The sequence below is a fragment of the Roseibium album genome, assembly GCF_965233825.1.
GTDB classification, from domain to species: Bacteria; Pseudomonadota; Alphaproteobacteria; order Rhizobiales; family Stappiaceae; genus Roseibium; species Roseibium album.
The window spans coordinates 3,542,160-3,567,633 of record NZ_OZ247583.1 but is presented as its reverse complement, the minus strand read 5'-3'; the positions used below and the strand labels follow the sequence as shown (position 1 = coordinate 3,567,633).

30 protein-coding genes and 1 pseudogene are annotated in these 25,474 nt (G+C 54.3%); 21 read left to right on the top strand and 10 right to left on the bottom strand.

Annotated elements, in window-relative coordinates:
- Nucleotides 1-13: 13 nt before the first annotated feature.
- The 4 genes from soxY to ACO6TI_RS16285 all read right to left on the bottom strand — a co-directional run bounded on the left by soxY (nt 14) and on the right by ACO6TI_RS16285 (nt 2,387).
- A complete protein-coding gene (soxY, locus tag ACO6TI_RS16300; protein ID WP_029065275.1) occupies nt 14-436 on the bottom strand; it encodes a thiosulfate oxidation carrier protein SoxY in 423 nt (140 codons plus the stop codon).
- Nucleotides 437-457: 21 nt separating this feature from the next.
- Complete coding sequence (soxX, locus tag ACO6TI_RS16295) at nt 458-913, bottom strand: sulfur oxidation c-type cytochrome SoxX (protein ID WP_055112328.1); 456 nt, start codon at nt 911-913, stop codon at nt 458-460.
- A 156-nt stretch (nt 914-1,069) separates the two neighbouring features.
- A complete protein-coding gene (locus ACO6TI_RS16290) occupies nt 1,070-1,630 on the bottom strand; it encodes a SoxW family protein (protein WP_108872908.1) in 561 nt (186 codons plus the stop codon).
- Nucleotides 1,631-1,646: 16 nt separating this feature from the next.
- Nucleotides 1,647-2,387: a cytochrome c biogenesis CcdA family protein gene (locus ACO6TI_RS16285; RefSeq protein WP_422382889.1), complete on the bottom strand. Its 741-nt coding sequence runs from the start codon at nt 2,385-2,387 to the stop codon at nt 1,647-1,649.
- Nucleotides 2,388-2,468: 81 nt separating this feature from the next.
- Between ACO6TI_RS16285 and ACO6TI_RS16280 the strand changes: the two genes are divergently transcribed.
- The 4 genes from ACO6TI_RS16280 to ACO6TI_RS16265 all read left to right on the top strand — a co-directional run bounded on the left by ACO6TI_RS16280 (nt 2,469) and on the right by ACO6TI_RS16265 (nt 5,661).
- The gene (locus ACO6TI_RS16280) at nt 2,469-2,837 is read left to right on the top strand and encodes a hypothetical protein (protein WP_235808846.1); all 369 of its coding nucleotides are present in this window, start codon (nt 2,469-2,471) and stop codon (nt 2,835-2,837) included.
- 81 nt (nt 2,838-2,918) lie between these two features.
- Complete coding sequence (locus ACO6TI_RS16275) at nt 2,919-3,227, top strand: ArsR/SmtB family transcription factor (protein ID WP_082442808.1); 309 nt, start codon at nt 2,919-2,921, stop codon at nt 3,225-3,227.
- Nucleotides 3,228-3,268: 41 nt separating this feature from the next.
- Complete coding sequence (locus ACO6TI_RS16270; RefSeq protein WP_104705036.1) at nt 3,269-4,324, top strand: YeeE/YedE family protein; 1,056 nt, start codon at nt 3,269-3,271, stop codon at nt 4,322-4,324.
- 245 nt (nt 4,325-4,569) lie between these two features.
- A complete protein-coding gene (locus ACO6TI_RS16265; RefSeq protein ID WP_422382888.1) occupies nt 4,570-5,661 on the top strand; it encodes a YeeE/YedE family protein in 1,092 nt (363 codons plus the stop codon).
- 53 nt (nt 5,662-5,714) lie between these two features.
- On the opposite strand, the pseudogene ACO6TI_RS16260 reads toward ACO6TI_RS16265, so the two are convergent.
- A pseudogene (locus tag ACO6TI_RS16260) lies at nt 5,715-5,932 on the bottom strand (IS3 family transposase); the annotation flags it as partial.
- Nucleotides 5,933-6,228: 296 nt separating this feature from the next.
- Here ACO6TI_RS16260 and ACO6TI_RS16255 point away from each other — a divergent pair.
- Nucleotides 6,229-8,220, top strand: coding sequence for a serine hydrolase domain-containing protein (locus tag ACO6TI_RS16255; RefSeq protein ID WP_422382887.1), 1,992 nt, complete (start codon nt 6,229-6,231; stop codon nt 8,218-8,220).
- A gap of 160 nt (nt 8,221-8,380) precedes the next feature.
- Here ACO6TI_RS16255 and ACO6TI_RS16250 read toward each other — a convergent pair whose 3' ends face one another.
- Nucleotides 8,381-8,572 carry a hypothetical protein gene (locus tag ACO6TI_RS16250; RefSeq protein WP_422382886.1) on the bottom strand — a complete coding sequence of 64 codons (192 nt, stop codon included), beginning with the start codon at nt 8,570-8,572 and terminating at the stop codon, nt 8,381-8,383.
- A gap of 223 nt (nt 8,573-8,795) precedes the next feature.
- Between ACO6TI_RS16250 and ACO6TI_RS16245 the strand changes: the two genes are divergently transcribed.
- The 6 genes from ACO6TI_RS16245 (at nt 8,796) to ACO6TI_RS16220 (ending at nt 14,875) form a co-directional block, all read left to right on the top strand.
- Nucleotides 8,796-9,587, top strand: a complete 792-nt coding sequence (locus tag ACO6TI_RS16245) for a helix-turn-helix domain-containing protein (protein WP_422382885.1) — start codon at nt 8,796-8,798, stop codon at nt 9,585-9,587.
- A 403-nt stretch (nt 9,588-9,990) separates the two neighbouring features.
- Complete coding sequence (locus ACO6TI_RS16240) at nt 9,991-11,181, top strand: glycoside hydrolase family 5 protein (protein WP_422382884.1); 1,191 nt, start codon at nt 9,991-9,993, stop codon at nt 11,179-11,181.
- 292 nt (nt 11,182-11,473) lie between these two features.
- The gene (locus tag ACO6TI_RS16235; protein WP_422382883.1) at nt 11,474-12,379 is read left to right on the top strand and encodes a fatty acid desaturase family protein; all 906 of its coding nucleotides are present in this window, start codon (nt 11,474-11,476) and stop codon (nt 12,377-12,379) included.
- Nucleotides 12,376-12,855: a hypothetical protein gene (locus ACO6TI_RS16230; protein ID WP_422382882.1), complete on the top strand. Its 480-nt coding sequence runs from the start codon at nt 12,376-12,378 to the stop codon at nt 12,853-12,855. The genes ACO6TI_RS16235 and ACO6TI_RS16230 overlap by 4 nt, the downstream gene beginning before the upstream one ends.
- A 477-nt stretch (nt 12,856-13,332) precedes the next feature.
- Complete coding sequence (locus ACO6TI_RS16225; protein ID WP_422382881.1) at nt 13,333-13,863, top strand: carboxymuconolactone decarboxylase family protein; 531 nt, start codon at nt 13,333-13,335, stop codon at nt 13,861-13,863.
- A 247-nt stretch (nt 13,864-14,110) separates the two neighbouring features.
- Complete coding sequence (locus tag ACO6TI_RS16220; protein ID WP_422382880.1) at nt 14,111-14,875, top strand: SDR family NAD(P)-dependent oxidoreductase; 765 nt, start codon at nt 14,111-14,113, stop codon at nt 14,873-14,875.
- Nucleotides 14,876-14,939: 64 nt separating this feature from the next.
- On the opposite strand, the gene ACO6TI_RS16215 is transcribed toward ACO6TI_RS16220, so the two are convergent.
- Nucleotides 14,940-15,527, bottom strand: coding sequence for a TetR/AcrR family transcriptional regulator (locus ACO6TI_RS16215; protein ID WP_422382879.1), 588 nt, complete (start codon nt 15,525-15,527; stop codon nt 14,940-14,942).
- 65 nt (nt 15,528-15,592) lie between these two features.
- On the opposite strand from ACO6TI_RS16215, the gene ACO6TI_RS16210 reads away from it, so the two are divergent.
- The 4 genes from ACO6TI_RS16210 (at nt 15,593) to ACO6TI_RS16195 (ending at nt 19,719) form a co-directional block, all read left to right on the top strand.
- On the top strand, nt 15,593-16,048 hold the full coding sequence (locus ACO6TI_RS16210; RefSeq protein WP_422382878.1) for a DUF1330 domain-containing protein: 456 nt from the start codon (nt 15,593-15,595) through the stop codon (nt 16,046-16,048).
- Between the two features lie 45 nt (nt 16,049-16,093).
- On the top strand, nt 16,094-17,104 hold the full coding sequence (locus tag ACO6TI_RS16205; RefSeq protein WP_350185005.1) for an asparaginase: 1,011 nt from the start codon (nt 16,094-16,096) through the stop codon (nt 17,102-17,104).
- A gap of 592 nt (nt 17,105-17,696) precedes the next feature.
- The gene (locus ACO6TI_RS16200) at nt 17,697-18,446 is read left to right on the top strand and encodes an SDR family oxidoreductase (RefSeq protein WP_350185004.1); all 750 of its coding nucleotides are present in this window, start codon (nt 17,697-17,699) and stop codon (nt 18,444-18,446) included.
- A 67-nt stretch (nt 18,447-18,513) separates the two neighbouring features.
- Nucleotides 18,514-19,719 (top strand): multidrug effflux MFS transporter, encoded by a 1,206-nt coding sequence (locus tag ACO6TI_RS16195; RefSeq protein WP_350185003.1) that lies wholly within the window; start codon nt 18,514-18,516, stop codon nt 19,717-19,719.
- 465 nt (nt 19,720-20,184) lie between these two features.
- On the opposite strand, the gene ACO6TI_RS16190 is transcribed toward ACO6TI_RS16195, so the two are convergent.
- Entirely contained in the window at nt 20,185-20,469 is a 285-nt protein-coding gene (locus ACO6TI_RS16190) for a winged helix-turn-helix transcriptional regulator (RefSeq protein ID WP_209004443.1), read from the bottom strand.
- 230 nt (nt 20,470-20,699) lie between these two features.
- On the opposite strand from ACO6TI_RS16190, the gene ACO6TI_RS16185 reads away from it, so the two are divergent.
- The 6 genes from ACO6TI_RS16185 (at nt 20,700) to ACO6TI_RS16160 (ending at nt 24,488) form a co-directional block, all read left to right on the top strand.
- Complete coding sequence (locus tag ACO6TI_RS16185) at nt 20,700-21,404, top strand: DUF899 domain-containing protein (protein WP_350185002.1); 705 nt, start codon at nt 20,700-20,702, stop codon at nt 21,402-21,404.
- Nucleotides 21,391-22,149, top strand: coding sequence for a DUF2182 domain-containing protein (locus ACO6TI_RS16180; RefSeq protein ID WP_196895798.1), 759 nt, complete (start codon nt 21,391-21,393; stop codon nt 22,147-22,149). Before ACO6TI_RS16185 ends, ACO6TI_RS16180 begins: the two co-directional genes overlap by 14 nt.
- A complete protein-coding gene (locus ACO6TI_RS16175; RefSeq protein WP_350185001.1) occupies nt 22,091-22,699 on the top strand; it encodes a nuclear transport factor 2 family protein in 609 nt (202 codons plus the stop codon). The genes ACO6TI_RS16180 and ACO6TI_RS16175 overlap by 59 nt, the downstream gene beginning before the upstream one ends.
- 12 nt (nt 22,700-22,711) lie before the next feature.
- Entirely contained in the window at nt 22,712-23,452 is a 741-nt protein-coding gene (locus ACO6TI_RS16170) for an SDR family NAD(P)-dependent oxidoreductase (protein ID WP_108872925.1), read from the top strand.
- The gene (locus ACO6TI_RS16165; protein WP_422382877.1) at nt 23,449-23,868 is read left to right on the top strand and encodes a hypothetical protein; all 420 of its coding nucleotides are present in this window, start codon (nt 23,449-23,451) and stop codon (nt 23,866-23,868) included. The genes ACO6TI_RS16170 and ACO6TI_RS16165 overlap by 4 nt, the downstream gene beginning before the upstream one ends.
- Nucleotides 23,869-24,014: 146 nt before the next feature.
- Nucleotides 24,015-24,488: a GNAT family N-acetyltransferase gene (locus tag ACO6TI_RS16160; RefSeq protein ID WP_350184999.1), complete on the top strand. Its 474-nt coding sequence runs from the start codon at nt 24,015-24,017 to the stop codon at nt 24,486-24,488.
- Between the two features lie 72 nt (nt 24,489-24,560).
- Here ACO6TI_RS16160 and ACO6TI_RS16155 read toward each other — a convergent pair whose 3' ends face one another.
- Both ACO6TI_RS16155 and ACO6TI_RS16150 read right to left on the bottom strand, forming a co-directional pair.
- Nucleotides 24,561-25,085: an SRPBCC family protein gene (locus ACO6TI_RS16155; protein WP_422382876.1), complete on the bottom strand. Its 525-nt coding sequence runs from the start codon at nt 25,083-25,085 to the stop codon at nt 24,561-24,563.
- Nucleotides 25,082-25,438, bottom strand: a complete 357-nt coding sequence (locus tag ACO6TI_RS16150; protein WP_108872928.1) for an ArsR/SmtB family transcription factor — start codon at nt 25,436-25,438, stop codon at nt 25,082-25,084. The genes ACO6TI_RS16155 and ACO6TI_RS16150 overlap by 4 nt, the downstream gene beginning before the upstream one ends.
- Nucleotides 25,439-25,474: the final 36 nt, after the last annotated feature.

Here is a 25,474-nt window from a genome sequence, read left to right as displayed (position 1 = left end):
CTCGTCTCGTCACTCAGCCGCCGCAGCCACCGATTGTTACCTTCACGTTGGAAGAGGCCTTTTGAAACGACCCGTCTTCCATTTGCGCGATTGCGATGACATTTTGCGTCGACGCCAATCGAATTCTCGTCGAAGCGCTGCGCGAGGCGCTCAAAGGTCCGAACTTGAACGTTGCGACGCTCGGAACCGGATTGCCGTCCGCAAACAACGTCACCGAAACAGCGCCCGGAGCATCTACCGAAATCGGAACGGTGTTGCCGTTTTCCGCGATTTCCGGCGCGGTCAATGAAATCGCACCTTCTCCGATTTCCTTGCCACCCGTAAGCGACGCAATCGCATCGTCTGCGAGATTTGCGAATGCCGGCAGTCCGGACAAACTGGTAAAAACCAGCGCTCCAGAACCTACCGCCAGGATTTTTCGCCTTGTCAGTTCCATGTCGTGCTCCAATAGGGATTCTTACTCTTCCTTGAGCGTCATCAGATACGCCACCACATCTTCCACTTGCTGAGCAGACAAGATGCTCTTTCCTGCAAAGTCTTCGAGAGGACGCTCGTAACCGCTGTCGATGTAGAACGCCGGCATGATCGTGCCTTCAAAGACCATCTTGGAGTTCGTCACGATCGCACGCAGTTCGCCTGCGCTCCAGCGATCGGCAACACCATCAATCGGCGGGCCAACCTCTCCGTGAAAGATCTCTTCCGACAGGTCCGAGTTCACATGGCAGGCAAGGCAGTTGCCCTGCTTGCGGTTCGCAAAGACCTTTCTGCCTTCGACGGGGTCGCCGGGTTGCCCGGTCAGCGACGCTTCGATAACTCCGTCCGCCAAAGTGACGTTTGTCGGCGCCACTGTTTCCGCGAGTGCCGCAGATACTGTCATGGCCGCGATCGCAGCCAGTCCAATTGCGCGTTTCATGCCCCCTCCCTTGATACGATTCTTGTCGACCTTGGAAGGAAGCGTACATCACACATTCCTTTTAACGCAATAACAAATTCAATTAAATGAATTTTTGTATCTGTTCGCATCTGCAGCAATTTTCACAAGAAAGTGTCTCAATACGCCCAGATTCTCTCAATTTTTCTGACTTTCGAATTTTCGCGCATGATACTTCTGGAAAGGTTCATCGCTGCTGTAACCTTTCTCGACAACCCAATTCAGCATATTGAAGGTTGTCCACCGCCCGAATGCACCCGGCATGTTGGCAACTGCAACCTGGCTCGCCATGAGCCCTTCCGGCACCTCTTGTGGGAAAAAATAGATACTGGGCGTGAACAGTGCCCCCCAGCGTTTCACCATCTCCTTTTCAGGCAGCGTCGTGCCATCAAAATCGGTCACCTCGACATCACCAAACATGTTTATCTGGATGACGAAGTAGTTGTCCTCGATAAATTTCCTGATTTCAGGGACGACGAAAACCTCCTCATGCATCTTCCTGCAATAGATACATCCCCGCTGCTCGATGATGACCATCAGACGCTTGCCTTCCGAGTTTGCCTCTTCAAGATCCTCTGAAAGGTCCTTGAATGTATCGCGCATCCAGGAGGTCTTGTGGAGGCCGTCATCACCTATATCGGCAGCGTGAACCTGGATGGAAAAAAGAAGAGCGGTGACAAAAGCGAACAGTCTTACCATGCGATTTCTCCCTGAATTATCCAATGGCGCCGAACCAAGGCACATTTTCCAGCATCCATTGAGCGATGATGTTGATAGAATTTGTGGCGATCAGAACCCCGAACAGGATCAGCAGCACGCCCATGAGCTTTTCGACAATGCCCAGGTACCTGCGAAACCTGGCCATCGCCGACATGAACGGTCCGATGAACAGGGCGGCTGCGACAAAGGGAAGTGTCATACCCAGGCCGTAAACAAGAAGCAGCCCGGCGCCTTGTCCGGCGGTTTCCTGCCCTGCGGCCGTAAACAGGATGGCGGCGAGCACAGGGCCGACACAAGGCGTCCAGCCGAATGCAAATGCCAATCCCACCAAATAGGCGCCGAAAAGGCCGGTGTTCGAACGCTCACCGGTATCGGCCCTGAGTTGTCGGTAGAGAATGCCTATGCGGATGACACCTAGGAAGTGCAATCCCATCGCGATGATGATGGCTGCCGCGAACCAGCGAAGCACGTCGAAATAGTCACGTACCATCTGGCCAAATGTTGTGGCGGTCGCTCCCAGCCCGACAAAGACGGTGATGACCCCCAGGGCAAAGAAGCAGGCCGCCAGGAAAGCGCGGACGCGCACCGCTCCCGTCACTTCGCCGCCGGCCCCGACCTGGTTCACTCCGACACCGGCGAGGTAGCTGAGATAGAACGGGACAATCGGCAGGATGCAAGGCGACAGGAACGACAAAAGTCCAGCTGCAAAAACTCCCAGAAAAGTTAGTTCGAACATGTATGATTCTGCTTCTCACCTTGATATATTCACAAATTAGATTATGATTAAGTTTATGAGTTCGTCAATCGGAGTCGCGTTTTGAAATTACTGAAGACGCTGATGGTATTGCTTCTGGCCCTGACACCGGTTGCGGCCGGTGCCGACACCTATCTGCTCATGGCCGAGGAAGAAGGCTGTTACTGGTGTGGCAAGTGGGACGAAGAAATCGCGCACATCTATCCAAAAACAGCCGAGGGCAAGACCGCGCCGCTGAGACGCTTCGAGCTGCACGGCAAGACGCCGGATGTGGCGTTTGAAAAATCGATCCACTTCACACCCACGTTCATACTCGTGCAAAATGGTGTGGAAGTGGGACGAATCGAAGGCTATCCCGGCGAAGATTTCTTTTGGGGCTTGCTTGGTATTATGTTCGAACGTGCAAAAATCACCGTGGACCAGACAGGTTGAACAGACATGACAATTGATGCCACAACCAAAACCGATGGTCCGACCGAGGCGCCTTCGCGGCTGCCGGTTTTTGACGCAGACATGTGTGCTGAGGATATGGACCGGATGATGAAGAATGCTCAGCGTGCTTCCAATTTCCTGAAGGCGATCAGTCACGAAGGGCGCCTGATGATCCTGTGCCACCTCGCCTCGGGCGAGAAGTCCGTGGCGGAACTGGAAAATCTGCTCTCCGCAAGACAGGCTGCCGTTTCACAACAACTCACACGATTGCGTCTGGAAGGGCTCGTCACGCCGCGACGCGACGGCAAGGCGATTTACTACAGCCTGGCTGACGATCGCCCCAAGCAAATCATGGAAGTGGTCTATGACCTGTTCTGTCGAGAGGACTGACCGAACGCTGTTTTAGCGTCCGGTTCGGGGAGGAGCCGGATATGCTGGAACAGCTTGGAGAAGCGAACACCGCTACCCTCATAGGTCTCGGCGGTGGGGTTGTGCTTGGACTGGCGGCCCGCATCGGGCGGTTCTGCACATTGGGAGCCATCGAGGACTATCTTTACGGTGCAGACGACCGGCGGCTGCGCATGTGGGCTCTTGCGATCGGCGTCGCGATCATCGGTTGCCATCTCGCAATGTCATCAGACCTGCTGGATGGCGCCAGCACAGCCTATCTTGACAGGGTCTGGAATCCCGCTGGTTCGATTGTCGGCGGGCTGATGTTTGGCTACGGCATGGCGCTCAGCGGAAATTGCGGTTATGGCGCGCTCGCCCGCCTGGGCGGAGGAGACCTCAGATCCTTCCTTATTGTCATTGTCATGGGGCTCTCGGCCTATTTCGTGATGTCCGGCCCGCTTGCTCATGTCCGTGTCTGGCTGTTTCCGGTTGAAACCGGTGCGCAATCGCCTCAAGGGCTGAGCCAATACCTGGACGCCAGTCACGGTGTAGACCCCGCCGTGACAGGACTGGTTGTCGGTGGCCTGATTATCGTTGTCGCACTTTGCAACTCCACATTCCGCAAATCACCGGTGCACATATTCTGGGGGAGCATCGTTGGGCTGGCCATCGTGTCAGGCTGGGTTGGAACGTACTGGGTTGCCATGACCGGGTTTGAAGCCGAACCAATCGAAACCCATTCCTTCGCAGCACCGATCGGCGACACGATCTACTACGGCATGACCGCTTCCGGAAACATGTTGTCATTCAGTGTCGGATCGGTCGTTGGCGTTGTCATCGGGGCGTGTCTCGGATCTTTCTCCAAGGGGCATTTCCGTTGGGAAGCGTGTGAAGACCCGCGCGAATTGCGTCGCCAGATTGTCGGTGCCGCGATCATGGGACCAGGCGCCATTCTGGCCGTCGGCTGCAGTGTCGGCCAAGGAATCTCCGCGTTTTCGGTTCTGGCCTATAGCGCGCCCGTGACGTTCCTCGCGATATTCGCAGGAGCCGCCCTGGGCCTGCGGCAACTCATCACCGGGTTTGTGCCGGCGGAGTAGTTTCTCCTGCCGTTTAGGCCATGCGATTGAGAGCGAACCTGTTACGGAGGACCCGTTACCTTGCGGGTGTAGGCCAACGCAAATCAATTGCCGAATGACCGCAGCTACTTCCAATGACACACATTCATAGTTTTGATTTTTTCTATGTATCCTTGAGATCGGTCAATGCGGACCGCATCGGCACTGCCAAAATCAGATGAACCTGCTGCTGCAGACCGCTGCCAACCGCAATGCCGGGGTATCTCATGGACCTGACATACATTCTCGAAAGAATGTCGGAACCCGCGGTGCTCGTGCTTGCAGGTCTGCTGGTCGGTATCCTGTTCGGCGCCCTCGCACAGCAAAGCCGTTTTTGCCTGCGTGCGGCGGCCCAGGAATTTTCCAGACGGAAACCTTCAGACCGCCTTCCCATCTGGCTCCTTGCCTTTTCAAGCGCGCTGATAACCACTCAGCTTCTTTCTCATCTGGGTGGAATCGACGTCGGCGAGACCCGCCAACTTGCATCCCCTCAGAGCCTGTCCGGCGCACTGATCGGCGGCCTGATGTTCGGCACCGGCATGGTTCTGGCCCGCGGATGCGCCAGCCGTCTGCTGGTGCTGTCTGCGACCGGGAACCTGCGTGCCTTGTTGTCGGGATTGGTGTTCGCCGTGGTCGCGCAAGCCAGTTTGCGGGGCAGCCTCATGCCGTTTCGAGACTGGTTGTCCGGCTTGTGGACAACGGTCGATATCGGCGGGAACGATCTCGCGGCCCATCTTGGCATCAGCGCAATTACCGCCTACCTGTTTGGCGCATTGTGGTTCTTGGCCGGGCTGTTACTTGCCTGGCGAAACCGCAGCTCGATCTGGCAGACAACGGCCGCCGTCGGCGCAGGGCTCGCCGTTCCACTCGCGTTGTGGTTCACGACCAGCATGACACGCCAGGCTTTCGATCCGGTCCAGGTGGAGGGCCTCACGTTCACGGGGCCGTCGGCAGACATGCTGATGCTGTTCCTGTCCAGGCCAACCGGTGGGCTCGACTTCAATTCCGGCCTCGTCCCCGGCGTTTTTGCCGGCTCGTTCCTGGCAGCGCTTCTGACCAGAGAGTTGCTGTTGCAGGGCTTTGAGAGCGGCCCTTCGATGGCTCGCTACCTGACCGGTGCGGCACTCATGGGATTTGGCGGCATGCTCGCAGGCGGATGCGCGGTTGGCGCCGGCATCACCGGAGCCTCGCTCTTCGCAGTAACGGCATGGCTTACCCTGTGCGGGATATGGCTCTCGGCGTCGATCACTGATCTGTTGCTGGACCGGAAACAGCGGCCCCACTCCCCGGATCCCGAAACTCAACATTCAGCCGTCTAGCTCATGCGGCACGGCGCGGGATCGTTTCCATATTGCTGGCAAACCGCAGGGCGAGCAATCCAATCCTGGCGTACAGTTTTGTGATCGCGTTCAACCCGGGCGTTCTGTTGCGGCTTGCCTGGTTGAAAACATTGTAACCCGATCCCGCGCCCCGAGAGCCATAGTTCCAGTGTGCGGATAACGCGAAGGGCTGGACTTGTGATGTCCACACCGCAATACCCAAACCCTCACGATTGAAGTCGTCCAGAACGTTCAAGGTTCTGAAGCTTCTCGGACCAGTTCACAGGGTTAAGACCAGCGCTGTCCACCAGAGTTTGTTTGGTTTATCCGATCTTGAGCGTGCATACCGTTCCGTCGTCCCAGCTTCGCAGCCTGATCGACGCTCGTGTCCAGATATGCTGTTTACAAACAATACGGTTAAACCAGCATTTTTCCGCAATTCCGGAAGTTGTCAGCCGCTGGCAGGCGTCCTCAACAGACAATCATCTGGGGAAACAGCCGACACATCGCAAAAGCGCGCATCCCTGCAGCAAAAACACTGTCTCTGCCCATACAGCAGGACGACGCGTGAAGGATTCTTCACCGTATCTGTGCCGGCAATTTGACCGCCGCCCCCAGCCTCACCTGACCGACCCGACAATGCTCAAGACATCCATCGATTTGATCTGCATCCAAGGTCAGCGCGCATTCGATTTTACAAAGGTTGTTTTATCCCTTGGCATCGCATTGTGCCTTCTTGTCCCCTCTGTCGAGGCAGAGCCAAACCCATCCTGGCACTGGGTTCTGGAGGGATTCGTGGACGGGCTGGTAACGACCGGTCTGGATCAGGATGCCGTGGCCGGCGCTGTTGTGGTCATTGTATCCGGCAACGACGTTATCCTTTCAAAAGGCTACAGGTTGGCTGACGCGAGAACCGGGAGGTTGATGACACCCGAAGATGACGTCGTACCGCTGGCATCCGTAACGAAGGTGTTCACCGCGCTTGCAGTCCTTCAGCTCGCAAGGGACGGTCGGCTCGCGCTCGACGATACGATTGCAAAGCATCTGCCGGACTTGAAGTTGCACCAACCGTTCGGGGACATTCGCATAATCCATCTGTTGAGCCACACGGCCGGACTGGAAGATCGCTATCGTGGCTATTTTGCAGATCATGACAATGGCGCAGATGCGTCCAGGCTCGACCATATTTCGGCGGTGTTACCCGCACAGGTTCGCCCACCGGAAGATGTGATTTCCTATTCGAACGCAAGCTATGTTCTGCTTGGCGAGATCGTGGCGCGGGTTTCGGGTCAATCGTTCGAGACCTATCTTGCAGAGGCGATCCTGGCCCCGATGGGGGTTGATGCCCCTCATTTCATGCATGACCAACGTAGTTCAGGCAGCATCAGCCCGTTTCATGTCTGGCAAGTCGGTCGCCATAAAGCCATCGAACCGGAACCGTTCCCGGCCATCCACACGCCGTCCGGTGGGCTTGCTCTGACCGGGCGCGACATGGTGCGCGTCATGCAGTTGCTGCTGCGTACCGGTTCTGGACACGCAGGGGCTGCGCCGACTGCCAGCTTGGTTGCGGACATGAAACGATCCGCCTGGCCCGGCCGGCCGGCATTTGCGGGGCGCACTCTCGGGTACTGGACGGAAATCTGGGCTGGGCAACAGGTCTATCATCACGGCGGCACCCATTTCGGCTTTCATACCAACATGACGCTTGTTCCTGCGCTTGACATCGGGATCTTTGTCGCGGCCAACGGCCCGAGCGGCAGTTCGTTGATGGCGCTACCGCGCCGCCTCCTTCGCGAGATTGTCGCACCACACGCAAGACCTGTCGCCAGTCGCGCGGTTTGCGATGCGGTCTGCCTTCGCGTTCACGAGGGCCGCTATATCACCACTCGGCGAAACGAGACAGGTCTGGACCGCATCCTGGTACCTTATCAAACGGCGTTCACTGTCAGGGCCATGGAGAACAACGCACTCATGGTTTCCGGGCTTGGCCACTCGCGCCGGTTCGAGGCCATTGGCAAGGATGTCTTTGAAAGCCCGGAAGGCGACACTCGCCTGGGGTTCCGTCGTAACGAAGTTGGCCACATCGTTGGAGCTTATCTCAACGGCGGAATACACAGTTTTGACACGCTGGATTTCTGGCACACAGCAACCTCATTGGAGTCAGCTACCTGGGCAGCTGTCATTGGTTCGCTGCTTTGTCTGGCAGGTGCGGTTTTGAGTTGGCGGACACGGCGATGCATTTTGAGCCTGCCCCTGTGTCAGGCAGTTTTGTGGATCAGTATCATACTTGGATTTATGGAGATCCTGAATCAGATCACGCACGGGGATGAACTTTCCAGGCTTGCTTCGCCAAGTGCCGGGCTATGGGCCATGACAATCCTTTATGGCATTGGCGTTGCATCGGTGCTGCTGATCACCTTCTGGCTCCTGTTCACGCCGAGCAAGAAACGCATCGTAAAAACGGAGCGGCTTGCTGTGCTTTCTGCATTGCCGTTTTTTGTCTGGTCCTTGTTTGCAGCCTGGAAGTGGAACCTGCCGACAGCGTCCCTGACCTGGTGATCCCGCCTCGATCAGCGCCGCAGTTTGGGCCTTGCACAAAGACAGGTTGCCGTCGACCGGATGCTCCCTCAAATTGTCCTTCCCGTCCGGCACGGACATGACCCCGCGCGATCGCCGTTGAGCTGGATCGGTCTTGAGGATAGTCATTGTGCGGAACGCGCTACACCATCCGCAGGCGGACCCTGGAGATGACCTTCGACACCAACGTCCTACTGGCCGCAACGGTATCGGCCACGTTGACCGTTGCCGCCTTGGCTGCCTTGATCAACTGGTCGCAAAGACGGGTAAACCCGTCACGTATGACCTTGGCTGCATTCTTTGCAGTCTTTGCAACAAGCGAGGTCGATTCCATTGTTGCCGTACTGATCCAGACCTCACCCAAAGTCTTCCGGAACGGATCAGAGTTCGTGGGCTTCGCGGCAAATTTCTGGCTTGGGCCGATTTTTTTTATCTACGTAAGAGAAATCGCGGGCAGGCGCCGCAACTCCGGTGATAGGCGCTCAATGGCCCGTCATTTTTTACTGCCTGTTTCGGCTACAGTCTTTGCGATAGGCACCTTTCTATTGTTGGATGTCATGCGTGACACCCGGCACCCAGTCAGCTCGTCAGAGTTCGAGACGCTCGTCCTGAGTTTTTTGCACTATGGGTTCATGTTTCTGACCGTCGCACTTGCAGTGCAATGGGCTGTATATGTTGCCTGGGTTTTGGTCACGCAGGCGCAGCATCTCGAGCGCTTGAAACAGTATTATGCCAGCACCGAAGGCATGGAATTGCGATGGGTATCCGTCCTGGCATGTGCTTTGGGCATCTATGTTCTGCAGCACCTGATTGGGCAGATCATGGTCCTGCAGGGCAAGCAGGATTTCGTCGGCCCATTGTTCGACGGCTTTCTGGTCCTGGTGGTAATTTTTGCGCTTGCACTTTGGAGTTTGCGACCCTCTCCCGACCTGGACAACGCAACCGGGATACTGGCTGAAATCGAAACCCCAAAAGACAAGAAGTATGAAAAAAGCGCACTGGATTCTTCCCAGTCCGAGCGCATTGCCCGAAAGCTCGTGCGCGCAATGGAAGAAGACTGCCTGTATCGGGACCCGAATCTGACGCTGAGCATGCTGGCGCAGCATGTAGGTGTCTCACTCAATTATGTCTCACAAACCTTGAACCAGAATCTTGGTCAATCATTCTTCGAATTCGTGAACAGTTGGCGCATCAGGGAGGCGATGCCGCTGGTTGAAAAGGGCGAGGCAACTGTCCTGGCCATCGCCTACGAGGTGGGCTTCAATTCCAGGTCGTCATTCTATTCAGCATTCAAACGCGAAACCGGTCAAACGCCGACTTCCTACAAGTCAGGCAGTGCCAGACCATAGGCAATCAAGATGTCAATTCCCTTCATCTGAAATCGGCAAAATGCCCGAGTGGGGTTTTGACCCAGGATTTCTCGCGTTCACACGACATCTCCAAAAGAAAATGTGCTGCCCTGCCGTCTCGGACAATGATTGTGTTCCGAGCCTGTAGGGCTGGACGATTCCGGAGGTGAATGGGATTAGCGAGTTTGGCAACCATGTTACCCGGGCTGGTGCAGTGTAAGGGAAACTCTCATGCCTGACCCAAATTCGTTTTTTGCCCCGGCCTGATCGCCAATCTTGAGATTTGAAAACATGCGTCACGAAAACGCCAACCACTTCTGGTTGATTCGACAAAAGACATGCAAGCAGATTTCGGCTTGTCGGGAACTACGTCTCTCTCTCTGGAACCACGGATACGCCTAAAATGCATCTGGTGAAGTTTCTTGCGTTCGTTTTGCTGATTTGCACCATGGCGCAACCCGTTCGGTCCGAAGATCCCATGACGTTCTGGGACACCCCGCGCAAGGGCGGAAATGCATTCAACACAGCCCCTCAGGGGGAAGAATACTATACTGCCCTCACCGGCACCGGCGCGACATGGGTGAGGCTCATGTTGGGAAAATGGCAGAGCACCGGGCGCGATTTCCTGCTGGGCAATGCAGACGCTTATGAGGGTCTGGTCGATACAGACCTGTCGGAATTGATGGCCGAACTAGACACCGCTCACGCCGCAGGCCTTCGTGTCGTCCTTGCTCCAGTCACCCTTCCCGGCACAAGGTGGGCGCAGCACAACGAAGGAGTTTACGACGACCGTTTGTGGTCCAGTGCCGCATTTCAATCACAAGCCGTAAATTTCTGGGTGGATCTGGCTACCGAATTGAAACAGCATCCTGCAATCGTGGCATATGACATCCTGAACGAGCCAGCTCCCGAACGTCTGGCGGGCCCCGACGAAAACAGCCCCTTGGAAACACTTAAGGAGTGGCAACAGGATCAGGAGGGCGGAACGCGAGACCTGCGTGCATTTTACACCAAAGTAATTGCAGGCATTCGCGCAGTCGACGACAAGATGCCCATCATGGTCGGCGGCGGGTGGTTTGCCAGTCCGCGTTCGCTTGCAGCGTGGCCTGCTCCATTATCGGACAACCGGGTCATTTATGCATTTCACATGTATGAACCCTACGCGGCGACCAGTGCCGGCAACATGCGACGAGACAAACCGCTTCGGTATCCGGGCGTGAAAACCTCGTATGACGGGCAAGATCTTGCCTGGGACAGGCAAGCCGTCAAATCCCATGTCGACTTGGCATACAGCTGGGCCTCGCACCACCGCGTTCCGTTAAAACGGGTCGTTGCTTCCGAGTTCGGCTGCATGCGGCGCTGGAAGGATTGCGGATCCTATCTGACCGATGTTCTGGATGCCGTGGAGGACAGAAACGGACACTGGGCATTCTACGCGTTTCGCGAAGATGAATGGGACGGGATGGATTACGAATTACCCGCCAGCTTGAGACCAGGGCGCTTTTACTATCTCAAGCAGGAAGGCAAAGCTGAACTCATTCCCAGGAATGGGGAGCTCATGGAACTTTTGCAGAAACGGATGAAGGCACAATAGCGGTGCTGGGATCAACACATTCTGCCAGCCTTCCAATGCCACGCGCAGCACAGATTGCCGTGCTTTCGCGCTGAACCCAATCAGAACCATCAAGTGACGTGAGACAATGCCCAGCTTCCAGCCCAAGAGCGAGTTCTCATCGCAGCTCAATGCTCGTGCGAGCAGATACCTTTCCCGCAGCAAAATAGGCCGGTTCGCCGGCGTTGGCCAATGGTTCAGATCCGGCCTTTTCTTTCTGTTTTGTGCTGCTGTCTACAGCTTGCTTTATGCTGATCTGAACCCTTGGATCCTTATGATTTCGGCCGCTGTCTTGGGCGCGGGCATCTACACTCTTGTCGCGACGGTTTGTCATGATGCAGCGCATGGCTCATTTGCAGCCTCCAGATGGGTGAACGGGATTTGTGTTTTCGCCGGATTTTCACTCATAGGGGTTTCAGGAAAACTCTGGGCCGAACGGCACCTGAGGCTGCATCATATGTATCCCAATATTGCTGGAACCGACATTGATGCGGACGGATCCAGCCTGCTAAGACTGTCGCCATCCAAGCCTTGGCGGCCATGGCACAGATTTCAATGCTGGTATGCCGTTTTCCTGTATGCACTTGTGCTGCCCCATCTGGCCTTTGCCGAAGATTTTGAACATCTTCGCAAGGCAAGACGGAATTGGCCGAACAAATTTTCGGGCGTCTGGCCACTTGCCGAATTCGCGGCGTCCAAGATGATCCACATTTGCCTTTTCCTGATAATGCCGTTTTTCATGTCGGAACACGGGAATTTTTTGCTGGCGGGCTACTACTTGGTGTTCGTCTCTTCAGCATCCTTGTTGTTTGTCGCGATCAATGTCGGCAGTCACATCAGCGACAAAGCCGAGTTTTTTGATCCTGATGGAGACGGGAAGCTTCCGCTGGATTGGGCACACCATCAAATACGTACTTCGGTCGACTGGGCGCCAACTTCGAGATTGGCGATTGCGTTGACAGGCGGAGCAAATGCCCACTGTGCGCATCATCTCTTTCCGCGGTTCGCGCATTCGCACAACAGGGCACTTAGCCGGATGGTTATAAAGACCGCGAATGAGTTCGGAGTTTCACTCAACATCCTGGCCCCCTGGAAGGTTGTACAGGCGCATATGTCCCACCTCTACAAGATGTCCCAGCCGCCGCAGATCGTTGATGGCAGGAATGTCGTGGGGCAGTGAAACGGATGGCCTGTTCCAGGATCATGATCGTCGGCGGTCCCGGGTCAGGCAAGACTTGGCTCGCCCGGCAACTTGGTCTCGAATACGATCTGCCCGTTCATGCGGTTGACGATGAAGTTTGGGATGGGAATGGTCACTTGCGAGCGCCAGATGACATTGACAGGCGCGTGCGCCAACTGACAGCCCAAGACAAGTGGATCATAGAGGGTGGCAACGGCCGAACGTATAGCGACCGAGTTGAACGAGCCGACGCAATCATTCGACTGGCTCCCCCGATATGGCAACGGCTACACCGTGTTCTCCGCCGCGACGGTTTGCAGATCGAGCTGCTTCGTTGGACACTCAGGTACGACAGAGTGTTTGGCGCAAGGGACTGTCGAGCCCTTCAGGATGGGAGTAAAACGGCAATCTGCATCGATATCCGCTCGAACAAGGATATGCAGCGCTTGATGCTCGCCGGAATTGCGAAATCCTGAACCAACCAACCTCGTCTATCTCATCAAACCCGGACAACACGTGTTTCCGGACTTTTACACCATGTCGCGATCTGCTGCCTCCCGGTGACGCTCGTTCTCCTGTCTCATGCTTCACTCTTGCCGACGTGAAGATGAGCCAAAACCTCTTCCTCAGGCAATCATGTCAACTGGACACATAGGCGCTGACGGGGAAATCATCGGGTGAAAATTCAGAGAGCTGTTTGACTTCGCACCTTTTCCAGTACTGCGCGGACACAAACAACCGAAAATACATCTGGTAACTTTTGCAATAATTCCAAATCGAAAATTCAACATTCAAAAACAAAACTTCCAACTATCCAACCCATTTCAATTAGTATCATAATTTGTACTTAGTATAATTAAATTCACTTCTTACAATTGATGACCTGGAGTCCCAATTCTTCGCTGCGGAGAAATCGGTTTTTCCGGCAACACAACTCAATGCGGAGGACATACATGCCCGTTTTTAAGGAATTCGACGAAGATTCCAGCATCGGAGACATCCTGTTTTCTAACCCAGAACGCTACGGATCGCTCCTTCAGTTCGCCGACAACATAATGCGGGGAAATGGCCCAATTCCCATACCGGACAGGGAGCTTATTGCCGCCTATGTTTCCGGACTGAATGCGTGCAATTTCTGCCACGGGGTTCACGCAGCGGTCGCTCGACAGTTTGGTGTGTCAATCGATTTGCTGAGAGACCTTCTGACCGACGGCAGCAATGCCGCTATCGATGCGAAACAACAAGCATTGTTGAATTTCGTGAGGAAACTGACACTGGAACCGGGCAAGGTTACGGAGCGGGACAGAGTGGTGGTGGTGGATGCAGGCAATGATCCGGCTGCACTGAAGGATCTTGTGGCCATCGTGTCGCTATTCAGTTTCTTCAACCGGCTGGTAGATGGGCATGGTATCGAAGGAAACCCTTCTATTTTTGGCCGGGACGCCGGAATGCTCCATTCCCATGGATACCAGTCACCGGAATAGCAGTCGTTCTGGACATGTACCTGATGCGCGCCAGTATCATGTGACCGGCGTGCATCTGGCATCATGCAAGATTTTCCATTAGTATTGTTTTACTGCCTATATATAAAAATTCTGCCTTCTTGTGATTTCATGCTTAATATCCAACTTCACTTCTGATTGACGAATTTCCGACCCGGCCGTGTTTTGCGGTCGAGTTCTGACACTTCACAAATCAACAAAGTGAAACTGCAAATCAGAAGGTAAGAATATGTTACTCAAAGGCAAAACTGCCGTCATTTTTGGCGCAACTGGGCATCTCGGCCGGCACATTGCGGCGCGTTTTGAAGCTGAAGGAGCAGAGGTTTTTCGCGCCGGCAATCGCTTGATGGAAAGCGGCTCACTCAAAACTGCACAGGTGGATGCGACTGACGAAAGCGCTGTTGATGCCTATCTGGACAAGGTGGCCGTTACACAGGGTTCGATTGACGTCGTGATCAACATGGCCGGCGCCCCACCCGCGAACTACAATCACGGCAAACCAGCCGCTGAAGTTACGCATGAGCAGTTTATGATGCCCTTGACTGTCGATACCGCGTCTCAGTTCGTTACCGCAAAATCAGCATATCGGCATATGTCGAAAGTCGGCAGCGGAGTGATCATTTTGAACACATCAACCCTCGCGAAGGTCGGATCTCCCTGGTCACCTGCTCTCACAGCTTCACATGCCGCAACTGAAGGACTGATGCGTTCGTTGGCACATGAATACGGTCCAGCTGGCGTCCGGGTCCTGGGTGTACGGTCGGAGGCGATGCCCGATTCACCGACAATCGAGTATACGTTCGCAACCATGGGCGCCAACATGGGCATGGGTTTCGATGAGATGAAGGACTTTATCGAGCAGAACAAAACAGCTCTCAAGAAACTCCCTGAAGCCAGCGATACAGCTGCTGTCTTTGCATTTGCAGCGTCAGACATGGCTTCATTTCTGGCCGGAACAATGATCAACAACTCTGCGGGACATATTGTTGATTGATCGGCTTCGGGCCAGTGTGATCATCACATTGGCCCATACAATCTACAAACACGTTCCAAGAGCACTAGTGAAGGAGCGTCTTTGCTACGGACCTTCTCAGGATTCCTGAGATCTTCGCAGCGTTCCAGGACCGATCATTGTAGAGGATGTCCCAGATTTGGATCGATGTGCTCGACCATAGAAAGTCAGCCGCGTCATCAACCTGCCAGTCATCTGATAGCGCACCGTCATCGGCCAACGATTGCACAAGTTGACGCTCCCAGGTTCGCAGGTCTGCCATTCGGTCAGTCCACGCGGTATTTGCATCTTCGTCGGTCTTTCTGAGCCGGATAAGATCAGTCGCCACCGGATGAATTATTACGGCAAATTCGAACCATACTTTCAAACATTCATCCAGGCGCTGCGCTGGATCCTCGATTTCCAACGCTGAAAAGAATCCCTCTTTCACTTCGAACCGTTCGTCGGCCCTTTGAACCAACGCGAGCAGCAAGCCTCCGCGTGTCTTGAAATGAAGGTATACCGATTGCCGGCTAACGCGGGATTCCGCCGCGATCTGGCTCATGGAGATGTCTGCACCCTTCTCCGAGATCAAATCCCAAGCGCGATCCAGGATCTCATTTCGGGTAACACCCCTCGCCTTTTTTCTTGACACGTGTAAAGTCACCTTATTATTTACAGATGTAAAGAATATCTGATTTGTGAAGGAATTCAAACGTCATGAATGAACAAGTTACCCAATTCGCAGCGTGGTATGGTGACGGTCACGATGGGAGCTGCCCCAATGTCGATCAGTGGCAAAACATCCTGGAAAGGCCATCTGATTCCGAAATTACCCTCATCAATTTCTTCAAGCTCCGGGAGATGGCCGACTACACCAAAGCCGTTTCAATCGACGGTGCCCCTGGAGCTACCGGTCAGGATGCTTTCAACTCTTATGCCGAGGTGAGCATTCCAACAATGGAACGTGCCGGCGGGTCGTTCCTTTTCGTGGGAGCTTTCGGCGGAATGTTCCTCGGTGCAGAAGAAGATTGGGATGTGATTGCCATCGGATCCTACCCGAACCTGCAGGCCCTGGTCGCCCTATACGCAGATCCGGGCTATCGCAAAGCCTTTGGTCACCGGACAGCTGCGTGTGAGCGGCAGAAGGTGCTTATCGGCAATGCCATGGCGTAAGTTGGAATTGGAACGGCGAGAGAAATTGAACGAGGCGAGACGAAAGTGTGTGCAGGCGAGAGCTATCTGAAACAAACAGTTCTGGTGATCGGAACGGGGGGGACGATCTCATGCATGGGTGTCGATCCGTTCGATCTGCATGACTATCCCGTCTCGGGCAAACGGCTTTCGACCGGGGAACTTCTGGACAGGCTCTGTCTGTCATTTTCGGATATCGACATCGTGACCTCCGGGTTTGAGCCTGTTTCAAGCACGGAACTTGGGCCTGAATTCTGGCTTGCATTGCAGTTTGAGATCCTGCAAGCGTCTCAGCATTTCGATAATCTCTCCGGCGTGGTTGTCACTCACGGAACTGCCACGTTGGAAGAAAGCGCATTCGCACTCGATCTCCTGTACGGATCCGAGATGCCGGTTGTGTTTACCGGGGCTCAGAGACCTGCCAACGCGATTTCTTCAGATGCTGCGCATAATCTTTGGAGTGCGATAAAGGTAGCGGCCAACCCGAAGGCGCGCGGCCGAGGTGTGCTTGTTGTGATGAACGGGTCAATCTTTACGGCCTGCGATGTGTCCAAGACCGACAATTTCGCCCTCGATGCATTCAAGGCGCCAAACTCCGGACCGGTCGGTCAAGTCAATGGGCAGTCGGTCACGTTTAGAACGTTACCACACCGTTGTTCACCGTCGCTTGAGCTTAGACAGAACAAAGCTTGGCCCAGAGTTGATATCATTTCATCTTACGCTGGTTCTGATGGGATGCTTGTCGAAGCCGCCATTGCATCGGGGGCTCAGGGTTTAGTTGTCGCCGGACTGCCTCCGGGCTACGCGACGCCTGACCAGCGTCGAGCCCTGCGGGCAGCTCGTGAAAATGGCATCGTCGTCGTCATGGCTTCACGTGCCTTGTCAGGTGCGACCCTGCCATTGAAGCAGAACGACATTCCCGATCTCATCGGTTCCCAGCGCTTGAGCCCGCAAAAGTCCAGGATACTCCTGCAGCTGGCGCTAATGCAGACCAACGCTATCAAAGAGATCAAAAAGCTCTTTGTGCAATTCGGCTAACCGCCGACACACTATCTGGCATTCTGGATTGTCGGATCGTTCATCCGTAAACCGCGGGACTGAACCCGCAGGCGCTACCAAACGCACTCTGCTTGTCCAGTAGGCACTCTCGACCGGTGACCAGATGCGCATTGGCCGTCATCACTGTTTGGCTGACTTGGAATTGGGCAAGTATCGCCTCTTCCCGGGCTTCATCACCAAGTCTGAGAAACTGTCTCAATCCATCGTCAATCGCTCAGGCGTGCTGTTCGCCGCCCCCCGGTCTGGAACACCGGCGGTGTCGCATTGTCCTGCATAGGGACCTTCAACGGCATTGCCTCCCATCTGAAGTGATCTGTCCCGGGGTCACTTGTCCTGGAGCGGATGTGTCGAACGAGTCCCTGGTTTCAAGTTCTACCATTTTGGTCTTTGGTCTTTGGTCTTTCTTTGGATACCACCAGTACTTGGATTGCAAAGGTCCCATATCGCCTGAAAAGTCCATTAGTACGAATTTCAATACTATATACAAAAATTCTGCCTACTTGCTCAACGATACCAAATACATATGCTCCCTTTCAGGAAAATCGCTCATTGGACAAGGTTAGGAATTTTGATGACAAGACTGGACGGGAAACTTGCGCTCATAACCGGCGGATCAACGGGGATCGGTTATTCAACCGCCAAATCGTTTCTGGATGAAGGTGCGTCAGTCTGCATCACAGGACAACATCAAGAGCGGTTGGACACTGCAACCGCATCTTTGGGCAAAAACACTATCGGTCGGAAAACCGATCAGACGAATTTGGCTGAGATTGACAGTCTTATCGAATTTTTGGGAAATGAGTTTGGCAGGGTCGACACGGTGTTCCTCAATGCCGGCATAACCCTTCCCTGTCCCGTTGAATCTGTCACGGAAGAGCAGTTCGACCACCTCTATCGCACCAATGTCAAAGGCCCGTTCTTCACGCTGCAGAAGCTGATTCCTCTTTTGTCCGGAGCAGCAACCGTGGTGATCAACGCCTCAAACCTCGCAGGTCTGGGAGTTCCCAACACGAGCGCCTATTCAGCTACGAAGGCCTCGCTCATCTCCATGACCAGGACATTTGGTGTTGAACTGCTGCCAAAAGGAATTCGCGTCAATGCCGTCGCACCCGGGCCGATTGCTACGCCAAGCATGAGCAAGCTCGGGATGAGCGAGGAAGAGCTTCAGGGTTTGATGCAGATGCTGGAAGGGACGATTCCGATGGGCCGCATTGGCACGGCGGAAGAAATTGCCAAAGCGGTCCTGTTCCTTGCCACTGCAGATTCTTCCTACATGGTCGGCGAAACCATCACTCTCGATGGCGGCTGGTCGAGCTTCTGAGTTTACCGGTTTTCTTGTGATTTAGCGTCTTTGACATGCTCAAAGGGACTCTTCAATCGGAGCGATCATGAATAGCAATTTATGGAAACTGGGAGCAGTATTGGGTCTGCTGTCGAGTGTTGGTCCATTTGCAATTGACATGTACTTGCCGGCGCTTCCCACAATTGCGAGCGATCTGAGGACGACGGTCACAGCCAGTCAGGCCTCCATCCTCATTTTCCTGATCGCATTCGGTCTTGGGCAACTGGTGTTTGGACCACTGTCGGATAAATTCGGACGCAAAGCACCGCTCTTTTCTGGCTTGTTCATCTTTTTGCTTGGCTCAATTGGCTGCCTCTTTGCGCCAAATGCGGAATGGCTCATTGGAGCGCGGTTCGTGCAAGGTTCGGGAGCCGCAGCCATGGGCGTGATCCCGCGGGCAATTGTCAGAGACAACCATACAGGACATGCGGCGACCAGGCTTATGTCCACCATCATGATCGTCGTCAGCGTGTCTCCGTTATTTGCGCCTTTGATCGGTAGCGGTCTGCTTCAGCTTGGAAGCTGGCGGATCGTATTTGGCCTTCTTTGCCTTTTGGCAATTCTCGCCTTGGTGCTCACGACATGTGTGCTTACAGAAACCCTGCCGGTCGAAAACAGGCGCCCTCTCGATGTTGGAACCATGACGGCCGGGGTTGGGAAGTTGCTATCCCATCGCCAATTTCTCTGTATGTCGCTGGTCAACTGCTGCGGGCTTGCGAGTTTCTTTGTGTTCATCGCCTCCGCGCCGTTCACCTACACGGAGACTTTCGGCCTGTCGCCAACACAGTTCAGCGTCGCCTTTGCGATAAACGCTGTTGGGTTCTTTGGAGCCAGTCAGTTCGCTGCACCGCTCGGCAAACGATTTGGACCTCAACGGCTGGTGTTGGGTGCGATCCTCGGATTTGCGTCACTGACAGCCTTGCTCGTTGCGCTGAGCGCCGGCGGGTACAGTGGATTGATCACGGTTTCCGCTGTGCTGATTGTCGCGAATGCCTGCCTTGGCCTGGTCATTCCAACCGCGTCTGTTCTTGCGATCCATGATCACCCCGAGATTGCGGGCCTGGCATCGTCAGTGGGTGGTGCAATGCAGTGGATGTCCGGCGCTGCGGCCGTACTTTTGGTCGGCCCGTTCTTTGATGAAACGATCACCACAATGACAGTTTCGATAGCCGCATGCGGGTTCGCAGCACTTGTTTTCGCTCTTCTCGCTATGCAGCGCGTCGCACTGGTGAACAGTAATCGAGGGACTTAGAATGTGGGTCGGAACTCTGCTGGCGACAAAGGTTGCAAAATCTACGGGTGCTCCAGTTCGCGACTGGCAAAAGCCAATTGTCATGCACGCAAAGACATTGAGTGAGATCGACATTTCTCCGGCACAGGCAAATTCTCGCCAATTCCGGTTGCCGAAAACATCTCGCTCATGGCGTCAGAAACCCTGAGATTGGTTCAAGATTTTCATGTTGAAGGAATTGCAGGTGTTGAGCAGCGACGTGACGTGACGTCGGTGGTGGACCACTTCCAGAGCTTGTCGGTCGAGACTTCTCGATCGGATCAGTTTTGGTTAGACGTGTCCGACTGAACACGCTCAGCCGATACCTGCCGATGCTGCTGAAAAAGCCGGGCATCGACCTGCTTGGCGATGCCTGTGGGCTTCACTGCGGTATCCTCCGAAGTGGTGTGATCAATACCGGAAATGCAGTTAAGCCTCCAGCCGACACTAACTGTGGCTGAGCCACCAATTGTGCATCGCCTCGAACATCTCTTCCAGATCCAGGGCCTTCTGTGTCGCCGTGTATTCTACCCTCGGAGGCACTTCGGCATAGATTTTTCGCTCGACAAGACCGTCACTTTCCAAAGCACGCAGCTGGTTGGTCAACATCGTCTGCGTGACACCATCACAAAGCCGCCGCAGCTCGTTAAATCGCTTGGTGCCCTGAAAGATCAGTATCTGCAGAATGATCAGCTTCCATTTTCCTCCAATCAACTTCGCGATGTCCGGCATCGGGCACAGTTCAGTCTGTGAAGATTGGTTAGCGTCAGACTTTTGACCTGCCGATTTTGAGGCTTTGTCGAGCATCGGTCACCACTCCATTTCAATAGTATTGTTTTTGGTACTATATACGAAAATTCTGCCTTCTTGTCGATAGATACTAAGATTCAATATAGTTTCCGTCAAACACCATTGCCCTCGTGATCTCTGATCTCCGGGCCAAATTGGAAGAGGAAACCAGCATGAAACCGATCAAGACAGGATCCCGCGAGGAGTGGCTATCGGCTCGCAAGACACTTCTTGAGAAAGAAAAAGCCCATACCATGCAAAAGGACGCCCTTTCCGAAGAACGTCGCGCACTTCCCTGGGTGAAGATCGATGAGAACTATGTCTTTGAAACCGAAACAGGCGAAGCCTCACTCTCTGACCTGTTCGGCGCCCAGAGCCAGTTGATTGTCTACCATTTCATGTTTGGCCCCGAATGGATCGAGGGGTGCAAGAGCTGTTCATTCTGGGCGGACAGCTTCAATGGCCTGGAACCTCACCTGAACGGTCGTGATATTGCGTTCGTGGCTATCTCACGAGCACCGATGAGCCTGCTGCTGCCGTTCAAGAAACGCATGGGATGGAATTTCACCTGGGTGTCCTCGCACGCAAACAGATTTAACGCAGACTTCGATGTCAGCTTTGGCTCTGACCACAAGCCCGAAAACCCGGTCACCTACAACTTCAAGGAAAAGACGTTCTATCCAATGGATGAAGCCCATGGCACAAGTGTCTTTGCCAAGGACGAAGCAGGCAGTCTCTATCATACCTACTCCACCTATGGTCGCGGGCTCGACGTAACCAACGCAGCGTACAGCTACATAGACATGGTGCCCATGGGTCGGAACGAACCGCCTGCCGGCAACCCCATGGAATGGGTCAGGCATCATGACGCCTATTGATCTTGGTGTCAGACGATTGCTGCGCAACGCACCAATTGCCGGATCAGCCCTTATTGTCACCACTCTGGCTTGTTGGACATTCTTCTTCACCGGGGCCGGAACCGGCATGGAGGTTTGGGAAATGTCCGCTCCAGGTCTTCCTCCGACCTCCGATCATGTCGCAATGATCAGATCTCCTGCCAGTATCAGCGTGATGTCCATGACATTCATGTGGTGGACCATGATGCTCGCGATGATGATGCCCGGGGCCTTGAGGCATCTACCCTCGCATGGCACAGGGAGCTTGCCGGCGGCGGCAAACATGCTCGGATTCTGGATCAGCTACGCGATCGTCTGGCTCGGGTTTTCCATGGCTGCTGCCGCAATCCAGTACCAACTGGTAGATGCCGGTCTGCTGCACGGCATGAACATGTGGAGCACCAACACATGGTTCAGCGCGGCATTGCTTGTGATCGCGGGGCTTTATCAGTTCACAGGTTTCAAGGCCCGCAGTCTGGCAACTTGTCATACCGTTCCATCCAAGGCTTCTCCGTTTCACAACGGCTTGACCTATGGAGTGAACTGCCTCGCCTCTTCTCTCCCCTTGATGCTGCTGCTCTTCATGGGTGGTGTCATGAATATTTTTTGGGTCGCGTTACTGACCGTAGTCGTAACGCTGGAGAAGACACTGCCAGACCCGAAACCACTTGGCATTGCCGTCGGTATCGCCTGTCTTTGCGCTGCCATGGCGGTGCTCATTACATGACAATGTCAAAGAGCATGGAAACCGCATGAGAAACCGTCGACAAATTTTATTGGCAGCAAGCATGTTGCCTTTGGTGCCCACCGCCTTGTGCGCTTCAACCGGCCCGGGAACTGATTTGGAGGATCGCAGCGCAATCAATCACCTTTTGAATGAATACTGCCGGACCCTTGATGCCGGTCTGATAAGCGAATGTGCTGCGCTGTTTGAAGATGCAGAATTTTCGATCGAAGGCGTTGCAACGGTACAAGGCCGGCAAGGGATCATGAAACTGTTTTCGGGGACCATTCTTTACGAAGATGGCACTCCGAAAACGAAGCATGTCCTCACAAACATTGACATATCTGTCGCCACAAATCGCCAAACAGCCGTTGCTTCGAGCTATCTGACGGTCCTTCAACAAGTCGAAGACCTTCCACTGCAGCCCATTTTTTCGGGGAGCTACGCTGATACGTTTTCCAAAAAAACGGGATCGTGGATGTTCGCTTCCCGAGTCGTGTCCGCCCCCATCTTCGGTGACATGTCACGACACCTCACCAATCCTCCAAAATAGTAGAGCAAGCAGATGAAACGTTACGAGAAAGCCCTGATTGTAGGCGGAAGTCGTGGTGCCGGAAAAGAACTCGCGCTTTTGTTGTCCGGTCAAGGAACCGACACTACCGTCGTAGCCCGGGGAGAGGACTGTCTGGCAAAGCTGAAGTCCGAAGCACCGCTAATCACCACGCTGGCCATGGATGCCACCTCTGAAGGAGTGGCCGATAAGCTGGTGAAGGAAATTGATCCGGATCTTCTGATACTGACCGTCGGCTATGAGCCAAAGATGATCCCGTTTCACGAACAATCCTGGGACGAGTTCAGCGGTGCGTGGAACACGGACACCAAAATTGCTCATGCATTCTCATCGGCCGCGCTGACGCAGCCCATGAAAAAGGGCGGCGTTGTGGTGAGCTTTTCGAGTGGTGCCGGCCTCTCCGGTTCGCGGCTATCGGGAGGGTATGCCGGCGCAAAACGGATGCAGCACTTCCTGACTGACTATGCGCAAAAGGAATCCGAGCTTCTGGATCTGGGACTCACGTTCTATTCAATCATACCGAAGCAACTGATTCAGGGGACGGTCCTAGGCCTTGCGGCAGCTGAAGCATATTCAGCCGCAGTTGGCAAACCAGTCGCCCAGTTTCTCAATCAATGGGATGAGCCGCTAACTGCAAACAAGATTGCCAATCACGTTGCGTCCCTGTTGAGACACACCGAACCAACAGAAAACAAAGCCTATGTCATCACCGGCACAGGGATGGCAGCCGCATGAACTCCCGGTTTCTGATTACATGGATCGGAGCGTTTGTCCTGACTGCGGTGACCAGCATCGTCTGGCATGTGGCCCTGTTTGAGCAACGTTATGTCGAGCTTGGCGTATTTACTCGCATGGCCGATCCGATCTACGCATTCGGTTTTCTTGCATGGATCATGGAAGCAACCGCAATTACCTCTCTTTACATCCACTCCAAATGGGCAACCGACGGCCTTTGGGGAGCGCTTAAACTCAGCTGGTGCGTCAGCTTGTATGCAGCTGCTTCGGCTTTGGTGGGAATCGCTGCGAAGGTTGAAATAGCCGATCTGACGGGATGGTTCCTGATTGCGGGAGGTTTCATATTCCTGCACGGGACGATACTGGGTACCTGGTTGTCATTTGCCCCTAAAACCAAGGCGTCGCCAACCGGCTAAAGTGGATTCGATGATCCCAGACGTCCATGTTGTGCAAGTTTCAGAAGGATCGGCCGTGTGACCGATCCTTCGTTTTTCTTGAACTGACCCAATACAAGTGGCCGATTGAACACATCTGCTCCGACATTGACCCGAAGCTCCACCTGATGACCCGATACTTTTGCCGTCCTTACCAGCTTAAAGACTTTCCACGTATTTGCGACATCCACGATGCCGCTCGTTTGGATGAGCTGCGACTGTCAAATCTGCAGGAAGCGTTCATTCCGCTTCGCATCGCTGCGGCTCGGGAAGGTCTTTTCGAATACCAGTTGCTTGTTGCTGAAATGAATGGCCGTGTTGATGGGTTTGTCGCATTTTCAGCATCTGAACTCACCTGGCTTTATGTTTATCCAGACTGCTATCGAACCGGTATCGGCTCACTTTTGGCGCAAGCCGTGGTCGACCGAAGTGGGCCCGAGATTTTTCTGGAGGTGATTTCAGGTAATGAGCCTGCGCTTGCCTTCTACAGATCAGTCGGCTTTGAGCATGTTCATACCGCTTCAGGAGCGATGCCGGGCAATGAGGCCTTTCGTATCACAGCTCATGTCATGAGCTACGACAAGACAAAGAACGGTGCTTGAGATTGTGCCTTGCTGACGATTTGCCATTTTTTTGAATGCCAGGGCATCTTTGCGCGCCATCCTCGGCCTCTTTCAATATCGCAATGCAGGAAACGAGGGCACTGAAGGTGAGAGTTCTCGTGCGCTTTTCACCTGCTTTTCTCGGCCATTCAGATAATGCAACAGGTTTTCCAGCGTTGGTGTCCAACCGTCTTCATGGAATATCCGGCTGGCTTCATCCATCAGCCCGTCGTGTCTAAGCACCAGCTCCGTCTTGTCACCCCTGGAGGCAAGTGTGATCGTCACTTGACTGGTTTCGTTCCGCCCTTCCCACGCCCAGGAAAAGACCAACTCTTTCTGAGGTTCAATATGCTGATATGTGCCATAGGCGGTCAGGAAGTTCCCCATTTCCGGTGGCGGCCGCATCGGGGCGTCACTCGCATCCATGACGATACGAAAGGAGCCACCAATTTCCAGATTGGCCTCAACTTCGACAGCCTTCATTCCCAGCGGGCAAAACCATTGCTTCATAAGCTCTGGCTGTGTCCAGGCGTCCCAAACCTCTTCGGGCGGAGCATTCAAAATTCGCGTTTGCCAAACGCTGTGGCTGGAGGTCATTTGCCTGTATTCTTTCCTGTGTCCTTGGCGCTGATTTGACCAAGAAACGTATCCAGCCTGTCCAGGTTGTCCGACCAGAAGTGCCGGTAGAAAGACAGCCAATCGAAGGCTGCACGCAAAGGCTCCACATTCAGGCTGCAAATGTGCTTGCGGCCATCAAGCTGCTTGTCAACCAATCCCGCAGACTGAAGAACTGACAGGTGCTTGGAAAACCCTGCTGCCGAGAGCGCAAACGGCTCTGCCAGTTCTCCCACAGTGGCTGGTCCTTCGGCCAGCCTGGCGAGCGTTGCCATCCGCACAGGATCGCTGAGCGCAGAAAAGGTGCGCACAAGTTCTGGGGTTATCTCTTGCATCTATGCCCTCGTTGACCGGGGAATGGGAAGAATGCC

Excerpts from the sequence above, each read along its gene's own strand:
- ACO6TI_RS16225 (WP_422382881.1), top strand. The coding sequence starts at position 13,333 with ATGCCCGTTTTTAAGGAATTCGACGAAGATTCCAGCATCGGAGACATC.
- ACO6TI_RS16180 (WP_196895798.1), top strand. The coding sequence starts at position 21,391 with ATGACGCCTATTGATCTTGGTGTCAGACGATTGCTGCGCAACGCACCA.
- ACO6TI_RS16185 (WP_350185002.1), top strand. The coding sequence starts at position 20,700 with ATGAAACCGATCAAGACAGGATCCCGCGAGGAGTGGCTATCGGCTCGC.
- ACO6TI_RS16290 (WP_108872908.1), bottom strand. The coding sequence starts at position 1,630 with ATGGTAAGACTGTTCGCTTTTGTCACCGCTCTTCTTTTTTCCATCCAG.
- ACO6TI_RS16190 (WP_209004443.1), bottom strand. The coding sequence starts at position 20,469 with ATGCCGGACATCGCGAAGTTGATTGGAGGAAAATGGAAGCTGATCATT.
- ACO6TI_RS16200 (WP_350185004.1), top strand. The coding sequence starts at position 17,697 with ATGACAAGACTGGACGGGAAACTTGCGCTCATAACCGGCGGATCAACG.
- soxY (WP_029065275.1), bottom strand. The coding sequence starts at position 436 with ATGGAACTGACAAGGCGAAAAATCCTGGCGGTAGGTTCTGGAGCGCTG.
- ACO6TI_RS16220 (WP_422382880.1), top strand. The coding sequence starts at position 14,111 with ATGTTACTCAAAGGCAAAACTGCCGTCATTTTTGGCGCAACTGGGCAT.
- ACO6TI_RS16275 (WP_082442808.1), top strand. The coding sequence starts at position 2,919 with ATGTGTGCTGAGGATATGGACCGGATGATGAAGAATGCTCAGCGTGCT.
- ACO6TI_RS16160 (WP_350184999.1), top strand. The coding sequence starts at position 24,015 with ATGACCCGATACTTTTGCCGTCCTTACCAGCTTAAAGACTTTCCACGT.
- ACO6TI_RS16250 (WP_422382886.1), bottom strand. The coding sequence starts at position 8,572 with ATGGAATCGACCTCGCTTGTTGCAAAGACTGCAAAGAATGCAGCCAAG.
- ACO6TI_RS16155 (WP_422382876.1), bottom strand. The coding sequence starts at position 25,085 with ATGACCTCCAGCCACAGCGTTTGGCAAACGCGAATTTTGAATGCTCCG.
- ACO6TI_RS16195 (WP_350185003.1), top strand. The coding sequence starts at position 18,514 with ATGAATAGCAATTTATGGAAACTGGGAGCAGTATTGGGTCTGCTGTCG.
- soxX (WP_055112328.1), bottom strand. The coding sequence starts at position 913 with ATGAAACGCGCAATTGGACTGGCTGCGATCGCGGCCATGACAGTATCT.
- ACO6TI_RS16270 (WP_104705036.1), top strand. The coding sequence starts at position 3,269 with ATGCTGGAACAGCTTGGAGAAGCGAACACCGCTACCCTCATAGGTCTC.
- ACO6TI_RS16240 (WP_422382884.1), top strand. The coding sequence starts at position 9,991 with ATGCATCTGGTGAAGTTTCTTGCGTTCGTTTTGCTGATTTGCACCATG.
- ACO6TI_RS16210 (WP_422382878.1), top strand. The coding sequence starts at position 15,593 with ATGAATGAACAAGTTACCCAATTCGCAGCGTGGTATGGTGACGGTCAC.
- ACO6TI_RS16150 (WP_108872928.1), bottom strand. The coding sequence starts at position 25,438 with ATGCAAGAGATAACCCCAGAACTTGTGCGCACCTTTTCTGCGCTCAGC.
- ACO6TI_RS16245 (WP_422382885.1), top strand. The coding sequence starts at position 8,796 with ATGCGTGACACCCGGCACCCAGTCAGCTCGTCAGAGTTCGAGACGCTC.
- ACO6TI_RS16235 (WP_422382883.1), top strand. The coding sequence starts at position 11,474 with ATGATTTCGGCCGCTGTCTTGGGCGCGGGCATCTACACTCTTGTCGCG.
- ACO6TI_RS16285 (WP_422382889.1), bottom strand. The coding sequence starts at position 2,387 with ATGTTCGAACTAACTTTTCTGGGAGTTTTTGCAGCTGGACTTTTGTCG.
- ACO6TI_RS16265 (WP_422382888.1), top strand. The coding sequence starts at position 4,570 with ATGGACCTGACATACATTCTCGAAAGAATGTCGGAACCCGCGGTGCTC.
- ACO6TI_RS16170 (WP_108872925.1), top strand. The coding sequence starts at position 22,712 with ATGAAACGTTACGAGAAAGCCCTGATTGTAGGCGGAAGTCGTGGTGCC.
- ACO6TI_RS16165 (WP_422382877.1), top strand. The coding sequence starts at position 23,449 with ATGAACTCCCGGTTTCTGATTACATGGATCGGAGCGTTTGTCCTGACT.